This is a genomic window from Vibrio sp. B4-6, assembly GCF_963888245.1.
In the GTDB taxonomy this organism is placed as follows: Bacteria; Pseudomonadota; Gammaproteobacteria; order Enterobacterales; family Vibrionaceae; genus Vibrio; species Vibrio anguillarum.
Genome location: NZ_CAWPIM010000066.1, coordinates 13216 through 29612 on the forward strand (window position 1 = coordinate 13216; position 16397 = coordinate 29612).

At 44.7% G+C, this 16397-nt stretch carries 13 protein-coding genes and 2 tRNA genes; 9 read left to right on the forward strand and 6 right to left on the reverse strand.

What is annotated here, in order from left to right; genetic code table 11:
* Nucleotides 1-18 precede the first annotated feature (18 nt).
* The 3 genes from AACV20_RS14290 to choV are packed head-to-tail and all read left to right on the forward strand — an operon-like array spanning nucleotide 19 to nucleotide 3051.
* Nucleotides 19-963: a choline ABC transporter substrate-binding protein gene (locus AACV20_RS14290; protein ID WP_047689625.1), complete on the forward strand. Its 945-nt coding sequence runs from the start codon at nucleotides 19-21 to the stop codon at nucleotides 961-963.
* 49 nt (nucleotides 964-1012) lie between these two features.
* Nucleotides 1013-1861 (forward strand): choline ABC transporter permease subunit, encoded by an 849-nt coding sequence (gene choW / locus AACV20_RS14295; RefSeq protein WP_017048787.1) that lies wholly within the window; start codon nucleotides 1013-1015, stop codon nucleotides 1859-1861.
* 2 nt (nucleotides 1862-1863) lie between these two features.
* Nucleotides 1864-3051: a choline ABC transporter ATP-binding protein gene (gene choV, locus AACV20_RS14300; protein WP_170907517.1), complete on the forward strand. Its 1188-nt coding sequence runs from the start codon at nucleotides 1864-1866 to the stop codon at nucleotides 3049-3051.
* A gap of 132 nt (nucleotides 3052-3183) precedes the next feature.
* Here choV and AACV20_RS14305 read toward each other — a convergent pair.
* The 4 genes from AACV20_RS14305 to AACV20_RS14320 all read right to left on the reverse strand — a co-directional run bounded on the left by AACV20_RS14305 (nucleotide 3184) and on the right by AACV20_RS14320 (nucleotide 6841).
* Nucleotides 3184-3257, reverse strand: a tRNA-Cys gene (locus tag AACV20_RS14305).
* Between the two features lie 37 nt (nucleotides 3258-3294).
* Nucleotides 3295-3381 (reverse strand) — tRNA-Leu (locus tag AACV20_RS14310).
* A gap of 346 nt (nucleotides 3382-3727) precedes the next feature.
* Entirely contained in the window at nucleotides 3728-5173 is a 1446-nt protein-coding gene (gene viaA, locus AACV20_RS14315) for an ATPase RavA stimulator ViaA (protein WP_170907518.1), read from the reverse strand.
* Nucleotides 5174-5182: 9 nt separating this feature from the next.
* Nucleotides 5183-6841, reverse strand: coding sequence for an ATPase RavA domain-containing protein (locus AACV20_RS14320; protein WP_170907519.1), 1659 nt, complete (start codon nucleotides 6839-6841; stop codon nucleotides 5183-5185).
* A gap of 277 nt (nucleotides 6842-7118) precedes the next feature.
* Here AACV20_RS14320 and AACV20_RS14325 point away from each other — a divergent pair, with 277 nt between their 5' ends.
* The 3 genes from AACV20_RS14325 (at nucleotide 7119) to AACV20_RS14335 (ending at nucleotide 9581) form a co-directional block, all read left to right on the forward strand.
* On the forward strand, nucleotides 7119-7634 hold the full coding sequence (locus AACV20_RS14325) for an NUDIX hydrolase (RefSeq protein ID WP_170907520.1): 516 nt from the start codon (nucleotides 7119-7121) through the stop codon (nucleotides 7632-7634).
* Between the two features lie 109 nt (nucleotides 7635-7743).
* Nucleotides 7744-8748 (forward strand): low-specificity L-threonine aldolase, encoded by a 1005-nt coding sequence (gene ltaE, locus AACV20_RS14330; RefSeq protein ID WP_170907521.1) that lies wholly within the window; start codon nucleotides 7744-7746, stop codon nucleotides 8746-8748.
* Nucleotides 8749-8870: 122 nt separating this feature from the next.
* Complete coding sequence (locus AACV20_RS14335; RefSeq protein ID WP_170907522.1) at nucleotides 8871-9581, forward strand: TetR/AcrR family transcriptional regulator; 711 nt, start codon at nucleotides 8871-8873, stop codon at nucleotides 9579-9581.
* 10 nt (nucleotides 9582-9591) lie between these two features.
* On the opposite strand, the gene AACV20_RS14340 is transcribed toward AACV20_RS14335, so the two are convergent.
* A complete protein-coding gene (locus AACV20_RS14340; RefSeq protein ID WP_081245245.1) occupies nucleotides 9592-10857 on the reverse strand; it encodes a DEAD/DEAH box helicase in 1266 nt (421 codons plus the stop codon).
* Between the two features lie 606 nt (nucleotides 10858-11463).
* Here AACV20_RS14340 and AACV20_RS14345 point away from each other — a divergent pair.
* Together AACV20_RS14345 and AACV20_RS14350 are read left to right on the forward strand one after the other, a co-directional pair.
* Nucleotides 11464-12681, forward strand: coding sequence for an aromatic amino acid transport family protein (locus AACV20_RS14345; protein WP_017047351.1), 1218 nt, complete (start codon nucleotides 11464-11466; stop codon nucleotides 12679-12681).
* 186 nt (nucleotides 12682-12867) lie between these two features.
* A complete protein-coding gene (locus tag AACV20_RS14350; protein ID WP_170907523.1) occupies nucleotides 12868-14295 on the forward strand; it encodes a methyl-accepting chemotaxis protein in 1428 nt (475 codons plus the stop codon).
* 95 nt (nucleotides 14296-14390) lie between these two features.
* Here AACV20_RS14350 and galE read toward each other — a convergent pair whose 3' ends face one another.
* Nucleotides 14391-15407: a UDP-glucose 4-epimerase GalE gene (galE, locus tag AACV20_RS14355; RefSeq protein WP_029189705.1), complete on the reverse strand. Its 1017-nt coding sequence runs from the start codon at nucleotides 15405-15407 to the stop codon at nucleotides 14391-14393.
* A gap of 208 nt (nucleotides 15408-15615) precedes the next feature.
* Here galE and AACV20_RS14360 point away from each other — a divergent pair, with 208 nt between their 5' ends.
* Entirely contained in the window at nucleotides 15616-16359 is a 744-nt protein-coding gene (locus AACV20_RS14360; protein ID WP_088729839.1) for a 5-oxoprolinase subunit PxpA, read from the forward strand.
* Nucleotides 16360-16397 lie beyond the last annotated feature (38 nt).

A 16397-nucleotide genomic window follows, 5' to 3' on the forward strand; every position in this document is an offset into this window, starting at 1 on the left:
AAAATACAAGGAAATAACATGTCTATTACTAAAAAAACCGTGCTCACACTTGCAATGACGACTCTGCTCAGCGCCAACGCTTACGCCAATCAATGCGATACGGTACGCTTTGCTGATGTGGGTTGGACAGACATCACCGCCACGACGGCAATAACCACAGAGTTGCTCAAAGGGTTAGGTTATCAGACAAAAATCGATTTACTCTCAGTACCCGTGACCTACTCATCTATGGCGAACGGTGACATTGATGTATTCCTCGGTAATTGGATGCCAACCATGGAAGGCGATATTGCCAAATACCGTGAAGCTGGAACGGTTGAAACTCTACGCGCTAACTTGGAAGGAGCAAAATACACACTCGCTGTGCCTAAGTACGTTTATGATGCCGGTGTCCAATCGTTTGCTGATATCGCTCAATTTTCAGATAAATTTCGCGGCAAAATCTATGGTATTGAACCGGGCAATGACGGTAATCGCTTGATCCAATCGATGGTTGATGAAAACGCTTTTGAGCTGAAAGATTTTAGCGTTGTTGAGTCAAGTGAAGCGGGCATGGTGTCACAAGTGGCACGCTCAGTACGTCGTAATCAGTGGATTGTGTTTCTAGGTTGGGCTCCGCACCCAATGAACAGCAATGTTGAAATGGAATACCTTGATGGCGGTGACGATTACTTTGGCCCAAACTACGGTGGTGCAAATGTCTACACCAATGTGCGTCAAAACTACCTAGCACAATGCCCAAATGTCGGTAATTTATTAAAAAACCTATCCTTCTCGCTTGAAATGGAAAACCAACTGATGGAATCCATTCTCAACCAAGGCGTGTTACCAGAACAAGCCGCTCGCCAATGGTTAATCAAACATCCAGAAAGTATTGTTCCATGGCTAAAGAATGTAAAAACTAAAGCTGGAACACCTGCACAACAAGCTATCAGCAACTATTTAGCGCCATTTAAAGCATAAATTAATTTAAAGGAGGAGGTGAGCATTTCACCTTCCAAAAGGCTATACCGTGAATTTTATTACAGAGAACAAAATCCCCTTAGGTCGTTGGATGGAAAGTGGCGTTGACTGGCTGACCATCCATGCAGCCACATTTTTTGATACTGTTTCCTACTTACTTGAGACCATCATTTTATCTTTAGTTGATGTGTTTAAATGGATGCCCCCTGCCGTGCCGATTTTAGTCACCGCAGCCATTGCATGGTATCTGCATCGTCAGATTTCATTGGTGGTATTTGTTATTGCTGCCCTACTGCTTATTCTAAACCTTGGCTACTGGCAAGAAATGCTGGAAACCTTTGTCTTGGTGTTTGCCGCGACAACGATTTCCGTATTAATTGGCGTACCATTGGGCATTATCGCCGCGCATCGACCATGGCTTTATACGCTGATGCGCCCAATTCTTGACTTAATGCAAACGGTACCAACCTTTGTTTACCTCATTCCAACGCTAGTTCTGTTCGGTTTGGGTATTGTTCCGGGGCTCATTTCGACCATTATCTTTGCCATCGCCGCCCCCATTCGCCTCACCTATCTTGGGATAACTAAGGTACCGGAAGAGTTAGTTGAAGCGGGTAAAGCATTCGGCTCTAGCCGCATGAACTTACTGCTCAAAGTGGAGTTGCCAGCAGCGCTACCCAGCATAATGGCAGGGATCACTCAGTGCATTATGTTATCACTCTCAATGGTTGTGATTGCCGCCTTAGTTGGGGCTGACGGCCTTGGCAAACCCGTGATTCGTGCACTCAACACCGTCAATATTTCTCAAGGTTTTGAAGCAGGCTTAGCCATTGTTTTAGTCGCCATCATTCTTGATCGTTTATGCAAAACCCCACATCAAAATAATAAGGACGCATAATCATGGACGCAATTACCATTAAAAACCTCGATGTTATCTTTGGTCAGAACCCAAATGAAGCACTGCAACGACTCGATGCGGGTGAATCTCGCCAAGAGATTATCGATACCTGCGGTCAAGTCGTAGGGGTAAACAATGTCAGCCTTACTGTTAAAGAAGGCGAGATTTGCGTCTTGATGGGGCTGTCTGGTTCAGGGAAATCGAGCTTGCTACGCGCGGTGAATGGCTTGAATACCATCAGCCGGGGATCATTAGAATTAAAAGATGGCAAACGCTTTGTTGACCTTGCCAGCTGTGATAAAGCAACGCTTCAGAATTTAAGGACAAATCGTGTCTCGATGGTGTTTCAAAAGTTTGCCCTTATGCCTTGGTTATCGGTTTTAGATAACGTGGCCTTTGGCTTAGAAATGCAAGGAATGAGTAAGAAAAAACGCCACCAACGTGCTCGTGAACAGCTAACAATGGTTGGCCTTGCTGAATGGGAAGATAAATTCCCCCACGAACTTTCTGGCGGCATGCAGCAACGTGTCGGTTTAGCGCGTGCTTTTGCAATGGACAGTGACATCCTGTTAATGGACGAGCCATTCTCAGCACTTGATCCGCTGATTCGTGCGCAACTGCAAGATGAGTTATTAGATCTACAAAGCAAACTCAACAAAACCATCTTATTTGTTAGCCACGACTTAGATGAAGCACTAAAAATAGGTAATAACATCGCGATTATGGAGTCAGGAAAACTGATTCAGCACGGTAAACCAGAAGAAATTGTCCTTACACCCAAAACGGACTACGTTAAAGAGTTTGTGGCACACACTAACCCTCTTAACGTACTAAAAGGACGTTCGTTAATGCAGCCCATCGAACAGTTAAAGCAACAAGACGAACGTTGGCAGGTCTGCAAAAAACAGGATGTTTGGGTCGCACAACATGATAAAACTCTGACGCTATATGGAGCAACGTCGACCGCTCTTATCCACTGGGATACCCAAGTCAGCGATATGTCGAACATTGATTCATCGATGATGATTATTACAACACCTGATATTGATATGCGTAGCGCGATTGAGTTGAAACATCGAACTCAAAATCCGATTCTTCTGATGGAAAATAATCAGCTCGTCGGCGTCTTAAGCGACCAAGAAATTTACAGTGCCCTACTGGGAAATTATCAAACCGAAAAGGCGGCTTAACACTCACCTCTGTACATTGCTGTCAATGTCATGTTAACGCCATCATACCGATGGCGTTATTTTCTAAACAGGCTGTTGATTCTTAATCACATAGATCAAAAAAAGACGCTAAAAAGCGTCTTTTTTTGTTTTTGGAGGCGCGACCCGGAGTCGAACCGAGGTCCACGGATTTGCAATCCGCTGCATAACCAGTCTGCCATCGCGCCTTTAATTTTTTGTTGCTCTTAATGAGCAAAGAATAGATGGTGCCCCGGGCCGGACTTGAACCGGCACGACTCGAAAGTCGAGGGATTTTAAATCCCTTGTGTCTACCAATTTCACCACCAGGGCACGCAATTCTGGATTGCGATGCCGTCAACTGAATCAGTTACACACCATCGAAAATTTTTTGAAGTACATTCGCTAGCTTTGTTATTAACAACATTTGGTTATTAACAAAATTTTTTATTAAACATTGCTTTGCAGCTTTTAATAACTCTGCTCACTTTGTTGAGCAACTAACTCCTGACATTGTTCTTTCGAGCTTTGCCGTGAGAACGAGGCGTACTTTAACGGATTAAGAAAATGAGTCAACAATAAATTTTCCACTTATGAATCAAGTGACTAAGAATCGACCCGCAAAGGATAGAAGGCGAACAATTAGAGCAACAATCCATCAGTTTTTATCAAGTGATCGTTACCATTTTTTCATCAGTCGCCCGACGAGATTAGGATGGTATGCCCAGCAGTGATCAAACATCGCCATCAACTGTGGATTACCATAGCGAGACAAACTCACCGCATGGAAACGATTTTTTTGATGTTTTAAGGTCGCGATTTTTTCTAGTAGAACTTCCGGCGGTTTAGGTGCGATGAAATCCGACAATACGACCAAATCTGCATTGTGGTATTTGTCACTGTTCATCAGTTCAACCGATTGTTCTAGCACAGGGTCTAAATCCGTTCCGCCGTGAAATGAATAACTTAAAAAATCACTCGCTTCACGCAAGCCATCTTGCTTGGTCAGCTCATAGGTAATTTGCTGAGTAGAAAACAGCATCACGTAGCACTCGCGCCTCTCAGCAAGCGCGATCTGCATCAGAGCATAAGCCATCGCTTTTGCGCACTGTTCTGGGAAACCACTCATGGAACCAGAAGCGTCCACACATACGATGAACGGCCCTTTTTCAATCTCAAACTGTTTGTGCTCTGGTTGGTAGGCTTTGACTTTACGCAAGGTGCGAGACTTGCCTTGCATGCGATAGTTCATCAAGCGCTTATCCACTAAATGCTTGTAGAAAACCACCTCAAGTTCAGGATAGGCAAGAAACATGGTTTCGTTGGGCAGCAGCTTGTTCAGATCATCACTTTCGTGGATGCCGACGATGTCATCCGTCGCTTCGTCCGATTTCTCCTCCACCATTTGCAGCGCTTCGGCTGGAGTGCGGTTGAGATCCGGGTCATCTACTTCGCCAGCCATGCGCCCAAGCTGTTCAGCAATCTCTTGCAATCCTTTGTTCTTTTTCAAAAATTCTGCATGGCGTTTCATGACACTAATGTCTGTTTTACTGAGCTTCGCCGATGCCATATCCCACAAGCGACCGACGCTGCTTTCATCACCCGATTCCGTGACTTTATCCATGTTTTTCATGGTTTCCATACGCTGGTACAAATCGGCCAACACTTTTTCTTTGTTACTTTCAAGTTCGTTGATTTGCGCTTGTTTAATCGCATGGCAAAGGCTTTGATACCATTGGTCACAAAAGAAATGAGGGAACATGGGGTTATGCAACCCCTTGTTTTTTTCGATTAAACGACGTGCTTGGAGATAAAATGCTGAGTGCCATTCCAACTGTTTGATTATCTCGTTAATCCGGGTAAAGAAGGTCTCTTCATCCCAGTGAATTACTTCTTGATATAAGGTCAGCTCTTGTTGAAAACGCTCAGTTTCACACACTTTTGTAATGCGTTTTTTGACACTACCACGCCACTTAGTTAGGTGATTTTTAACTGAATTCGCCACGCCGCGGTTTTCAGCCATCATCATCACTTGCGAGCGCGCAAGCAAATCATTCACTGCCGTATCAATGATGCCCGAATCGGCAATCATTAACGCTAAATTTAAACCATCGGCACCAAGCATCTTCTCTCCTTACGCAAAAAACTGGTTTAGGTTTTTAAAACGAAGCACCGTTTTTTCGCATTCGGTATGAGTCGATTCAAGTAATTGCTGCAGATGCTGCAGCGTCGCTTCCATAGCGGTGGGCAGCTCCGGATCAATGAAGTTATGCGGCAAAGCGCCATGAAACTTAGAACGCACTTTACGCAAATGGTGTTCGGCATGTTGCAACTGTGCAACGGCTTGATCCGCTTTCGTAAGCCACTCTTGATAAAGACTTTCGTCTAAACCTTGCTCAGTCACCAAACTCACCAACACCGAGCGATTAGCAATATCTTTAAGAACGAGGTTATTACCAGCATCTAAATCAAACCTTAAACGGCACAAATTGGTATTTTGATTCACATAACCATACACATCGCCATGCCCCTCTTTGATCGTTCTTTCAAGCTCGCTTTTAGGCACATAAACCCAGCGGCTATCGCCTTTTTCGGCCTCAGAGACGGACATATTGCTTTGCAGCAATACCAATTTGACCAAGTCATGAGCGGTGCCTACCTGATAGGTTTTTGCCGATTTGGTATCAAACTGATGCACTTGCTTTTTAATCAAACCGGATGATGTTTCCAACGAGAGCAACATGCCAAATTCAGACTCTAGCTCTTCTTGAATCTCAGCCAGCTCTTCACGACACACTACGATTTGATGTTCAACTTCTTGTTGATCAAAAGCATGTTTCAACGCAAAGTCGCGGATAACGCGGCGCACAATGTCGCGAGAATCGGGGCTATTCCAAAGACAATCTTGCAGCAGCAGTAAATCAAGCGGGTTGATTGAGTCGCGGCCATTAAAAAACGCACTCGCCTTGAGCAGCTTCACCGCTTTTTTCCAACGGCGGTCTGAAACGTACATATCAATACTTGCCGCATCGGGCTGGTTTTCAACGGCATGCTCTAGCATGTTTTTCAGCTCAAATAACTTTTCAAACACGTCATCTGTCAACAGTAAATCGTCAAGTTGTCGCTGCCATGAGTGGTACTCTTCATCGGTAATCGCAAGCCCTTCAGGGATGCGCGCTTCTTGTGGCGTACCGACGGTCAGCATCGATTTGAAATTCTGCTTATTTTGAATACGGTTGACAAAAACACGCACTAACATGCGATCGTACAAGGCATCTAAACCACTCTCTTCATCCGGTAATTCGTTCGATGCCGAAACCAGAAGACGCATTGGTACACGTTCAATATCGCTCCCATTTTTGAAGGTCTTTTCATTCACAACCGTTAATAAGGTGTTCAAAATGGCGGGGCCTGCTTTCCAAATTTCATCAAGAAAAACCACTTGTGCGGTAGGAAGATAGCCTTTGGTTAGGCGAACATAGCGCCCATTATCTTTTAATTCTTGAATGCTTAATGGACCAAATACCTCTTCTGGTGTTGAGAAACGCGTCATGAGGTATTCAAAATAACTGCTGTTATCGAAGGCTTGGATCAGACGTTTCGCAATCAAACTTTTTGCAATACCAGGAGGGCCGAGTAGGAAAACACTTTCCCCTGCTAAAGCAGCCAGTAGACAAAGTTTGATGGTGTCTTCACGCTCATAAACACCATCCGATAAAGCCTTAGCAAGCTTATTTATGCGCTCTGAAAGTAGCGCTTTTTGCGCATGAGATGCAGGAGTAAAATTGATCACTTAAGCGCTCCAAATGGTTTGTATACATAACTTTATACGACTGTTATTGTTTTGTTACAAATAGATTTTAGTATAAGCGCCCACTTATAGCAGATCTCTTTTCTGTGAAATTCTTCGAAATCAATGTTTGCATATATGAGACTGACATCACTGATTGTGCAAGCAATATTGATACTTAGGTTATCGTTTTACTTTGTCTTAGCCACAGATTCTCGGTAAGGTTGAACCCTTATCATCATATCAGTCATTGGCTAGCCACAATTAAAGAAGAGTTTGCATGAGCAAAACCATACATACATGGAAAACCATTTCATTAGTGCAAGAGGATGTCACCCTTCCTACAGGCAAAAGCATTGAGCACACCACCATAGTCCATCCGGGCGCAGCCGTGATTTTGCCGATCACAAAACAAGGCGATATTATTCTGATTAATCAGTTTCGCCCCTCACTCAAAAAGTGGTTGTTAGAGCTCCCAGCAGGCACTTTAGAAAAGGGGGAGCTTCCAGCCGAATGCGCGCACCGTGAGCTTGAAGAAGAGACAGGATACAGCGCAAGTGAGCTGATCACTTTAGGGCAAGTCACACCATTAGCTGGATTTTGTGACGAAATACAGCACCTGTTTGTCGCTAAACAGTTGAGCAAAACTGCACGATTCTCATGCGACGATGATGAAGTCATTGAGGTGGTGACGCTTTCGATCCAGGAATTGGAGCAAAAAATCATCACTGGGCAAATCACAGATTCAAAAACCATTGCCTGCCTAAGTAAGGCGAAGCTGTGTGGCTATCTATAAAATACTTAGCTATCGATAAAGTGCTTAGCTATCAATAAAGTACAAGCACAGATAAGAATTGAAGTGAAAATGCTTCTAGCAAAAATAGAAAAACGCATGAGGATATTATATGGATTTTCGATCAGATACCGTTACTAAACCCACCGCCGCGATGCGTGAAGCAATGGCTAATGCCGACGTGGGTGATGATGTGTATGGCGATGACCCAACCGTCAACGCCTTAGAAGAGTGGGCCGCGCAGCGACACGGTTTTGAAGCGGCGCTATTTACCACGTCAGGCACACAAGCCAACCTGCTGGGTTTAATGTCACATTGTGAGCGTGGCGATGAGTACCTGTGTGGCCAACAAGCGCACAACTACAAATATGAAGCGGGTGGCGCCGCGGTTCTTGGCTCTATTCAGCCGCAGCCAATCGAAAATAACCCTGATGGCACGTTAGACTTCGATAAACTGCGCGCGGCCATTAAACCTGATGATGCCCACTTTGCTCGCACGCGACTACTTAGCCTTGAAAACACCATCAATGGCAAAGTTCTACCACTCGCCTATTTAGCGCAAGCGCGAGCGTTTGTTGATCAACACCATTTGGCACTGCATTTAGATGGCGCGCGCGTATACAACGCCGCTGTAGCGCTGGATGTGGATGTTAAAGAGATTGCGCAATACTTTGACTCAATGACGGTCTGTTTATCTAAAGGGCTTTCAGCTCCTATCGGCTCGCTGCTGTTGGGTTCAAAAACCTACATTGCCAAGGCTCGACGTTTAAGAAAAATGCTCGGTGGCGGCATGCGTCAAGCAGGCATTTTGGCCGCAGCAGGCCATCTTGCATTGACTGAACAAGTCACTCAGCTGAAGACTGATCACGACAATGCCCAATATTTAGCGCGCAAATTAGCGGACTTAAACGGGTTTTCCGTCAATCCAGATTTAGTGCAAACTAACATCGTATTTGCCAAATTAGCTGATTCTATCGATATCCATACAATTACCAATCAGTTGGCGCAAGATGGAATAAAAGTTTCGCCAGGCAATCCGGTACGTTTTGTGACCCATAAAGACGTCTCACGCGATAATATTGATTTTCTAATCAGCAAACTATCCCTTTATCTCTGATCCAATTAACATTGTCAGTCATAACCTTATCATCGGTTATGACTGACAAAGCGTTTTTTCCGTGAAACTACCTCTCAAATCTGGTACAACTGCGCTCGTTAAAAAATGAGACGAGTTAAAAAATGACCAAAAGACAAGGCCGCCGAAGTGCCACTGATGCCCAAAAAACCAAAAGAGACATTCTAGTGGTCGCTGCGGATCTGTTTTGCGAGCTAGGTTATGCACGAGTGTCATTACGAACGATCAGCGAAAAAGCTGGGGTTTCACACAGTTTGCTGCGTCATCATTTCGGTAGTAAAGAGCAAATATGGCGCAGTATCAGCGATGGTCTCCATCTTTATATGGAGAATTATTTACGTCATATATTGAAAGAGATCCCAGCCAACACCACCGCCAACGTGCAGTTGTATTTGTTCATTGTACGACTGCTCGCGCATATGCTGACCGTCAAACAGCCGATTCAACTAATTGCAGACGCGGTAAGACAAGAAGATGCACTGTTTGATTATTTCATCGATAGCGCAGGTGAAATTGAGCAGATCGTCGAACAACTTGCCGAGCAATACAACCGTGAATTTTCAGCCACACCAATAAAGGTGTGGGAGATAAAATGGCAGATGATCATGTACGCTCACGGCGCGGCGAGCCTAACCCCATTTTTAAAAGAAACATGGTCAGATGAAACTCAAGATGTGAACCAATGCTTACTAAAACATTGGCAGCTCTTTAATGACTTGATGATAACCAAGCTCCATATCGACGAAGCTCAGACGCTCTGTCCGAACTCCATCAATGAGTTGCTGTATGATATTGAATGTGACTGGGCCAGATAAAGCGGGCGCTTTATCGCTTACCTCTACCTGCATGGATGTTTAGTTTTGCTTTCATCTTTCTTTTTTCCGCTGAACGGCTAGGTTTACGGCTGCTACGCTCAGTCGGTAAGGCTTCCAACAAACTCGGCTCAAACCCTTTTAACCACTCTTGTGGCAGGCGTTGATTGAGTAAGGCCTCTATCGCTTCAAGCAGATACTCTTCATCTCGGCTCATCAAAGAGACCGCGAAACCCGTTAGCCCGGCCCGGCCTGTGCGACCAATACGGTGCACGTAATCTTCCGCTTTATAGGGCATGTCGTAGTTAACCACTTGCTCAAGTTGCTGAATGTCAATTCCACGAGCTGCAACATCGGTAGCGATCAACGCTCTAACTTTACCTGATTTAAAATCATCCAATGCTTTTTGGCGCGCCCCTTGGCTTTTATCGCCATTGATCGAGGCCGCTTTGATGCCGTCCAATTTTAGTTCTTTGGCTAGCTCATCGCTGCCTTGTTTGGTTCTGGTAAATACCAAGACTTGCTGCCAATTACGTGAACCAATTAGATAAGCTAATAACTCACTTTTACGTTTTTTATCCACTGGATAAACGATCTGTTTTACAGTATCAGCGGTCGCATTGGCTGGTGAAATTTGCACGCCGACAGGGTCGCGCATCATTTTGTGTGCTAATGCTTTGATTTTGTCATCAAAGGTGGCCGAGAAAAACAGCGTTTGGCGTTCATCATTCATGCGTTTCAAAATACGTTGGATATCAGGCAAAAAACCCATATCGAGCATGCGATCGGCTTCATCCAGCACCAACACTTCGGTTTGCGTCAGGATAATGTTGCGCACAAACAGATGGTCAATTAACCGCCCAGGCGTCGCAATTAAAATATCCGCACCGCCACGTAAATTACGTGTTTGCACTTGCATGCTGGTTCCACCGTACGCGGTGACGATCTTCAATGTAGTGCTTTGTGCATAAGCACTTAAGCTATCAAAAACTTGTTGAGCCAGCTCACGAGTCGGAACCAAAACAAGCGCGCGCACAACTTTACTATTGGTTTCTCGCTCGGCTTGGTTATCAAGAAAACGTTGCAAAATAGGTAAACCGAAAGCTGCCGTTTTGCCGGTACCCGTTTGCGCCCCAGCCATGACATCTTTACCAGCCAAAACATGCGGGATAGCTTGAGATTGAACATCCGTCGGTTGTTCAAAACCTAAAGATTGCAGAGCGCTAACTAATGTGGTTGAAAGTCCTAAACGTTGGAATGGGTGCACAGTATCAGACATTGCAGCTTACCTATTGGAAATCAGGGCGCGGATTGTAACAAAGCGCAAGGTAATCGCCTATTCAAAATCAGCGGAAATCAACAGTGTTAGGGAATTGATACATGAGGGGGGAATGTAAGGAGCATAGCCAGCATAGGCTGCTGGCTGGTACTATTCTGCGCTCTGTTCAGAGCATTCATGAGATACAGAGTCATAATCGGATAAATCAAATCCGATCTCCATGGCGTCGAGCCACTCTAAGCACTCATCGTTTTTATATTGGTCACTCATTAATCGACCTCCTTTGATATTTACTGAGACGGGATTATCACGTCGCAAGATCCTTTTTAAATGATTTATATGACAGTTTTTTGAAAGCGAATGGTCAAATTAATCATCACCACAATATCTATCACAGCGAAACGATTTCGACCACTCTTATTTAGCCGCCACCTGCCATGTAAACAAAAAAATACACTCATGGATTTTTATTTTTACAAAGCTGTTGAAAATGAATCCGAAGTTCTACAATATAGCCCAAAATGAGTGGATTAATGGTTAAAACCCCGTTGTATTCATATATATCACTCCCTGAAACACAACATAACGTATAAAGAACTTTACACCATGACTCAATCAAAGATTTTCGGCAGTACTTTGATCATCGCAGGGACCACTATCGGTGCAGGCATGCTAGCTCTACCGCTCGCTTCTGCAGGTATCGGCTTTGGCACATCATTACTGATTATGATCGCCCTCTGGGCATTAATGGCTTTCACTGCATTGTTAATGGTTGAAATCCATCAATATGCAGACAAAGACGCCACCTTACATACATTGGCTAAACAGATCTTAGGGCAAAAAGGAAAGTGGGTAGCGAGCTTTGCTATGCTATTTTTGTTCTATTCGCTTTGTGCAGCTTACATTGCCGGTGGCGGCGCACAATTCACTCATCGCCTGACAGAGTTTGCTGGCATTGAGATCAGCAATCCGCTAGGCACCTTGCTTTTTACTTTACTGGTTGCACTTGTGGTGACGATCGGCACCAGCACGGTTGATAAAGTGAACCGCCTGTTGTTTGCCGGTAAAATGGTCGCGATGATTATAGTGCTCTCATTTCTTGCACCTAATGTTTCTCAGTCATACTTGCTTAGTATGCCACTTGAGCAAGGCTTAATCGTTGCTGCAATTCCCGTCATTTTCACCTCATTCGGTTTCCATGGCAGTATTCCGGCGATTGTGAATTACTTAGATGGCGACACCCCTTCGCTGCGCAAAGCTATCTTAATTGGTTCTGCTATCCCGTTGATTATTTACATTTTTTGGCAGATCGTCACGTTAGGTGTCGTTAGCCAACCTCAGCTGGTTGAGAATTCCGGCCTGAGTGCGCTAATTGTGACATTAGGGCAAACCGTTCATCAATCCAATTTAAGCAGCATTATTGGCGTGTTTGCCGACCTTGCACTTTTGACGTCATTCTTAGGCGTAAGCTTGGGCTTGTTTGAATTCATGGGCGATACGATTAAGAAAAAGAACATTCCATTGCACCGTATGGCTGCCTCCGTCATCACCTATCTGCCACCATTAGTCTTTGCTCTATTTTACCCTCAAGGCTTTATTATGGCGCTCGGTTACGCGGCTATTGCGTTGACTATTTTGGCCATATTCTTACCGATTGTGATGGTGATTAAAGTGCGTTCAAACCAAGTATTCCAACCGCAGGGTGGAACACAATATCAAGTCAGAGGCGGCAAACTGGCTCTGACCATGACAGCAACCATTGGTTTGATGATCGTCACTTCGCAAATCTTTATTAGCCTTGGTGTACTACCCGCTCTGGGTTAATCAATTAAAGTTAAAAGTGGGGAGAGTAATATTACTCTCCCCACTTTTTTAACCTAAAATAAGATCAAAGTCTCAATCTTGATATTTAAGTCAACATTCATTTCATAAAATTCTGCACGAACACACACATTTAGCCTTAGTATATTTATAAAATTTACTATTACTTTTTTGCATATCGGAGCAGCAATGAAAGAAGTTCAGTTCAGGACGATTGACCGCGTGTTCATTAAAATGTCAATTAATGACAAGATGTGGGTGATCTTCGCTTTATTCCTCACCGCTTTAAGCTTTGTCGCAGGAAATCGCTATGTTGATTCACTGGCCCAGATAGAAGCGCAATCGAAGTTGGCCGTTGAGTACAAACTGCAAGGTCTGCTTGCCAGCGGCGCAGATCCACAAACCCTTTCAGCGGTTGAAACTCGCCATTCTTTAGCCGCAACTAGTTATCAAAAAGGGGTGATTACCGCCACAGTAAAACACAGCGATGGAAAAGTTTACGCGCTAACAGAGAATCTCTCTTATCTTGAAAAAGACGCTCGGCGATCGGCACTCTCGACTTTTCTGTTGAGCTATTTGTGGGCAATCCCTTTTGCTATTTTCCTCTATTGGGTCGCTACTTTTATTGGCGGTGCATTGTGGGTGCTGTACACAACAACCTTGAAAATTTCAAAAGGTGATTTAACTTCACGATTAGGTTTTCATCCCGGTCGCGATGAGTTTGGCACCATTGGCTGCGCGCTCGATAACGCCATGGACACCTTGACCGAACTGGTAGTTTCAGTAAAACAAAACGCCACCACTCTCGGTGAAACATCCAGCTCTTTTGCCCATGAGATGAAAGAGAGCGAGCAACAAATCAGTAGCCAATACGCTTCCTTGGATTCCGTCGCCACGGCCATGGAAGAGATGACGGCCTCGGCGCAAGAAGTGTCGACCATTTCCCAACAAGCCAATCAGCAAGCCGAGCAAGATTCAAAACAAGCGGAAGAGAGCTCACAGCTAGTTCAGCAAGCGATTAATGAAATTTCCCAGTTGTCAAAGTTCATTGAACAAGCCTCTCATTCGGTGTCTACATTGAATGAAAATACAGCGCAGATTAATGATGTGATCACCACCATCAATGCCATTTCGCAACAGACGAACTTATTGGCACTGAACGCTGCAATAGAAGCGGCACGTGCTGGTGAACAAGGGCGCGGTTTTGCCGTGGTAGCTGATGAAGTTCGCACCTTAGCTAGCCGCACGCAAGCAGCTACTGTTGAAATTCAATCCATGATTGAGAAGCTGCAAACCGAAAGTCAAGATATCGCACGCATTACTGAGCAAACGGTTAGTCAAGCTCAAACCAGTAGTGATTTAGTCGCTAACATCGGCAATAACGTCAATCAAATTGCTGAATCAGCAAAAATGATCAATGACATGAGTATTCAAATTTCAACTTCAGCCGAAGAGCAAAGCGCCGTTGCTAATGATATTGCTGCTGAGCTGAGCGATATTCGTACACAATCCAATGCGATTCGCAGTGTTGCGCAAACCTCATCGCAAGGTGTCGCTAGCCTTGCAAACGCTTCGCGCAACCTTGGTGAAATTTTAAGCCGTTATCGGACTAACTGATCATTGGATTGCTTGAGTAACCAAGTCAGATCAAAATAGCCAGTCATTTGACTGGCTATTTATTTCATTCATCGCAGAGAAGTTGAAGCAAGAGCTTAAGACTCAGGATAACCTTGTGGATTATTTGACTGCCAACGCCACGTATCTTGTGTCATCGCTTCTAGGCTGCGAGTCGCTTTCCAACCTAGATCCGCCATCGCTTTGCTTGGATCTGCCCAACACTCCGCAATATCACCAGCGCGGCGTTCGACCAATTGGTACGGCACGCTTTTACCTGACGCTTGTTCAAACGCTTTCACCATCTCTAGTACACTGTAGCCATTTCCTGTGCCTAGGTTATAAATGTGCAAGCCTGCTTGTTGGCCTACTTTTTCCAGCGCAGCAATATGACCATCGGCTAAGTCCATTACGTGAATATAATCGCGAACCCCTGTGCCGTCTTTAGTTGGGTAATCACTGCCAAAAACAGAGAGAAATGCTCTTCGACCCACGGCCACTTGCGAGACAAAAGGCATTAGGTTGTTCGGAATACCTTGTGGATCTTCACCTAACTCGCCTGATGGATGTGAACCTACAGGGTTAAAATAGCGCAGCAGTGTAATGCTCCAATCTGGGTTAGCTTTATGGAAATCGGCCAAGCACTCTTCAACCATTAACTTACTACGGCCATAAGGGTTGGTCGCGCTGGTTGGGAAATCTTCGGTAATAGGCACTGAGGCTGGGTCACCGTATACGGTTGCAGATGAACTAAAAACAAGTGCCTTCACGCCAGCTTCACGCATGGCCGCCACCAGTACCAATGTGCCATTCACATTGTTATCGTAATATTCCAATGGTTTTTCTACTGACTCACCGACTGCTTTTAAGCCTGCGAAATGGATCACCGCTTGAATATTTTGCGCTTTCATCACTTCAACCAGTTGTGCTTGGTTGCGTACATCACCATGGACGAACAGCGGCTTCACACCGGACACTTTTTCGATGCGCTCTAAAACCGATGCTTTACTGTTGTATAAGTTGTCAAAAATTACGGGCGTCATACCGGCGTGGATCATTTGAATGCAGGTATGGCTGCCGATATACCCCATCCCGCCTGTCACTAATACTTTCATTGTTTTTACCTTCTGACATTGGTTGTGCAAGTTTAACGACTTTCAACCTAAACTTCACTTATAAATCAATCTGCTTTAATGTTTGTCTATCAGGCCAATTCGCTATCTTTCGGCCCATACTTATCGCCAAACAATGAATCGGATCACTGTATATTGCCTTTGATTACGGCAAGTTACTCAACATGGACACTCAAGGATGATGCAACCCGTGACAAAAAGAACAATCACTCTCAATTGTGACATGGGCGAGAGCTTCGGTGCATGGCAAATGGGCGCTGATGAGTTGGTGATGCCTTGGATTGACATGGCCAATATTGCGTGTGGCTTTCATGCCTCTGACCCACACGTGATGAGCCGAACGATTGAGCTGGCGATTCAATTTGATGTAATGATTGGCGCTCACCCGGGTTACCCCGATTTGCAAGGTTTTGGTCGCCGTTCAATGAGTTTTAGCGAAGAAGAGATCTGCGAGTTACTGATTTACCAGATTGGCGCACTCAAGGCATTATGTGAGAGCAAAAATGCCGAGATAAGCTACGTCAAACCTCATGGGGCTTTATATAACGATATGATGCGTGACAAATCTGTCTTTCGCGCAGTGGTCGATGCAGTTTCTTGCTTCAATGTGCCCTTGATGATCTTAGCTTCAGGCAATAACCAAGATTACCTTGATATCGCCGATGCTTATGACGTTCCATTGCTGTTTGAAGCCTTTGCTGACCGAACTTATCTCGCTAATGGTATGCTCACTCCAAGAGGCCAAGCCAATGCAGTGCTGACTAATGAAGAGGCGATCATCAATCAAATTAAACAACTGGTTGATTACGGAAAAGTGACCAGTTCGGATGGCTTTGTGATCCCTATCGAAGCCGATACGATTTGCGTGCATGGCGATAATCCGGCAGCGATTGAACTGATAGAAAAAATCCGAATTTGTCTACGAGAGCGTTGAACCATTACTCGTATATCTCCTAGCAGCTACAACGTCAT

Coding starts and splice junctions, on each gene's coding strand:
- AACV20_RS14290 (WP_047689625.1), top strand. CDS start 19: ATGTCTATTACTAAAAAAACCGTGCTCACACTTGCAATGACGACTCTG.
- choV (WP_170907517.1), top strand. CDS start 1,864: ATGGACGCAATTACCATTAAAAACCTCGATGTTATCTTTGGTCAGAAC.
- viaA (WP_170907518.1), bottom strand. CDS start 5,173: ATGCTTGGTGCCGATGGTTTAAATTTAGCGTTAATGATTGCCGATTCG.
- AACV20_RS14325 (WP_170907520.1), top strand. CDS start 7,119: ATGAGCAAAACCATACATACATGGAAAACCATTTCATTAGTGCAAGAG.
- ltaE (WP_170907521.1), top strand. CDS start 7,744: ATGGATTTTCGATCAGATACCGTTACTAAACCCACCGCCGCGATGCGT.
- AACV20_RS14335 (WP_170907522.1), top strand. CDS start 8,871: ATGACCAAAAGACAAGGCCGCCGAAGTGCCACTGATGCCCAAAAAACC.
- AACV20_RS14340 (WP_081245245.1), bottom strand. CDS start 10,857: ATGTCTGATACTGTGCACCCATTCCAACGTTTAGGACTTTCAACCACA.
- AACV20_RS14345 (WP_017047351.1), top strand. CDS start 11,464: ATGACTCAATCAAAGATTTTCGGCAGTACTTTGATCATCGCAGGGACC.
- AACV20_RS14350 (WP_170907523.1), top strand. CDS start 12,868: ATGAAAGAAGTTCAGTTCAGGACGATTGACCGCGTGTTCATTAAAATG.
- galE (WP_029189705.1), bottom strand. CDS start 15,407: ATGAAAGTATTAGTGACAGGCGGGATGGGGTATATCGGCAGCCATACC.